The 1,829-nt window shown below is 46.7% G+C and carries 4 protein-coding genes; 3 read left to right on the top strand and 1 reads right to left on the bottom strand.

Translation table 11 applies throughout. The annotated features are described in order from the left end of the window. Window positions 1–2: 2 nt before the first annotated feature. Window positions 3–1,142, bottom strand: coding sequence for a glutamate 5-kinase (gene proB / locus PX481_RS04425; RefSeq protein WP_288093786.1), 1,140 nt, complete (start codon window positions 1,140–1,142; stop codon window positions 3–5). Between the two features lie 76 nt (window positions 1,143–1,218). Here proB and PX481_RS04430 point away from each other — a divergent pair, with 76 nt between their 5' ends. From PX481_RS04430 to PX481_RS04440, 3 genes are all read left to right on the top strand, one after another. Beyond that, window positions 1,219–1,371: a hypothetical protein gene (locus tag PX481_RS04430; protein WP_288093783.1), complete on the top strand. Its 153-nt coding sequence runs from the start codon at window positions 1,219–1,221 to the stop codon at window positions 1,369–1,371. A gap of 10 nt (window positions 1,372–1,381) precedes the next feature. Then, a complete protein-coding gene (locus PX481_RS04435; RefSeq protein WP_288093784.1) occupies window positions 1,382–1,552 on the top strand; it encodes a hypothetical protein in 171 nt (56 codons plus the stop codon). Window positions 1,553–1,611: 59 nt separating this feature from the next. Continuing rightward, window positions 1,612–1,829: DUF4160 domain-containing protein (locus PX481_RS04440; protein WP_288093785.1), on the top strand; the 218-nt coding region annotated here is incomplete at its 3' end.

Consider the following 1,829-nt stretch of genomic DNA (forward strand, 5'->3'; position numbering starts at 1 on the left):
AATTATCCCTTATTAGTCGAGGTGGTGGACGAGGCACTCAAAATGACGAGATTATCCCGATGAATAATGGTTTCTGCGGCCATATAACCCAATAAACTGGCAATACGCTCGGAATGTTGACCTTTAACTCGATCGACCTCCTCACTACTATAATTAACAATTCCCCGGGCCACTTCCCGGCCTTCTTGATCGCACAATTGCACCGATTCGGAGGCGCTAAATTCCCCTGCCACTTTGGTAATCCCGGCCGCAAGGAGAGATTTTCCCCCCTGACAAATGGCTCGAATTGCCCCGGTATCGAGATAGATTTTACCCATGGGCAGTAGTCCGTAGGCGATCCAGCGTTTGCGGGCGTTATCACTGCGTTTTTGGGCCTCAAAACGGGTTCCAATCGCCTCTCCTGCCATAATTTTTAAGATATTACCAGGCTGCCGTCCCCTAGTAATCGCCATTTCTACCCCGGCGCTGGTGGCAATCCGGGCCGCCGCCAATTTAGTCGCCATACCCCCGGTCCCCCACTGACTGCCACTACTACCGGCATCGATCGATAGTTGCGCTAATTCCGCGGGACTAACTCGGGCAATAGCCGCCGCTTCGGGAAATAGCCGCGGATCGGCACTGTAGAGGCGATCCACATCGGTGAGGATAAATAACCAGTCAGCCTCGATTAAACTGGCTACAAGGGCTGATAAAGTGTCATTATCGCCGAATTTTAACTCATCGATCGCCACCGTATCATTTTCGTTGACAATGGCAATCACCCCTAATTCAAACAAAGCCTGAAAAGTATTATAGGCGTTGACATAACAGGTGCGTTCCATCAATTCAGGCCGGGTCAGCAAAATTTGGGCGATCGGTTGACCAAGACTGGTAAAGAGGTCATCATAGATCCGCATCAGACGACCTTGGCCGACGGCGGCGATCGCTTGTTTGAGGGCGATTTTTTTCGGTCTTTCCTGTATTCCCAGACGACGGCAGCCCACCCCCACGGCCCCGGAAGATACTAATACCACCCGATGACCGGCAGCGCGCAACCGGGTGAGGACTTCCACTAAAGCGGCGATCGTGGAGAGGGATAATTGGCCGGTTTCATTATCGGTCAAACTGGAAGTACCGATTTTGATCACTATGGTTTGGTTCATCATTGTACAATAGTATCCTTAGTATCCTTACTGGACAAAGTTTTCAGGGTGTTTTAATTTACGTCGGCAATATATTATGAATCAAGGCTCTCAACTCAGCCTTTATCTGGAAACTAGCGTCATTAGCTATTTAACGGCAAGACCACGCCGTGATTTAGTGGTTGCTGCCCATCAACAGCTTACCTGTGATCGGACACCGAGTATTTGTACTCCTGAAGAATTAATGTAGGAGAAGTATAATGTTAGACCCTATCCTTGAAGAGCTTCGTCAAATTCGGTATCAAATCGAAAAAGATTGTCAGGATAATCCCCAAATTCTCTCTGAATATTTATATCGAGTTCAATCTCAATATTCTGAGCGATTAGTGCGCCGTTCCCCTCAACCTGCTTTACAAATTGCCCCAGGATAAAGGTATTCATCTGAGAGGAAATTTTAAAATAATTCCCTAGCGTCTGCTTAGCTACAATTATGCCAGAAATTAGTCGTTTTTTAGGGATCATTATTACGATGTATCATAATGAGCATCCGCCCCCTCATTTTCATGTTCGCTACAATCAGCAAAAAGCCCTTATTGATATCGAAAATTTGGCTATTTTAGAAGGTAAATTATCTCCTAGAATTCTGGGTTTAGTCATAGAATGGGCTGCTCTTCATCAACATGAGCTACTCAAAAATTGGCATCTGGC

The sequence above is a fragment of the Microcystis sp. M53603_WE2 genome, assembly GCF_030065435.1.

What these genes read in the sequence shown, in the direction of transcription:
- PX481_RS04430 (WP_288093783.1), top strand. Translation starts at nt 1,219, where the DNA reads ATGAATCAAGGCTCTCAACTCAGCCTTTATCTGGAAACTAGCGTCATT.
- PX481_RS04435 (WP_288093784.1), top strand. Translation starts at nt 1,382, where the DNA reads ATGTTAGACCCTATCCTTGAAGAGCTTCGTCAAATTCGGTATCAAATC.
- proB (WP_288093786.1), bottom strand. Translation starts at nt 1,142, where the DNA reads ATGAACCAAACCATAGTGATCAAAATCGGTACTTCCAGTTTGACCGAT.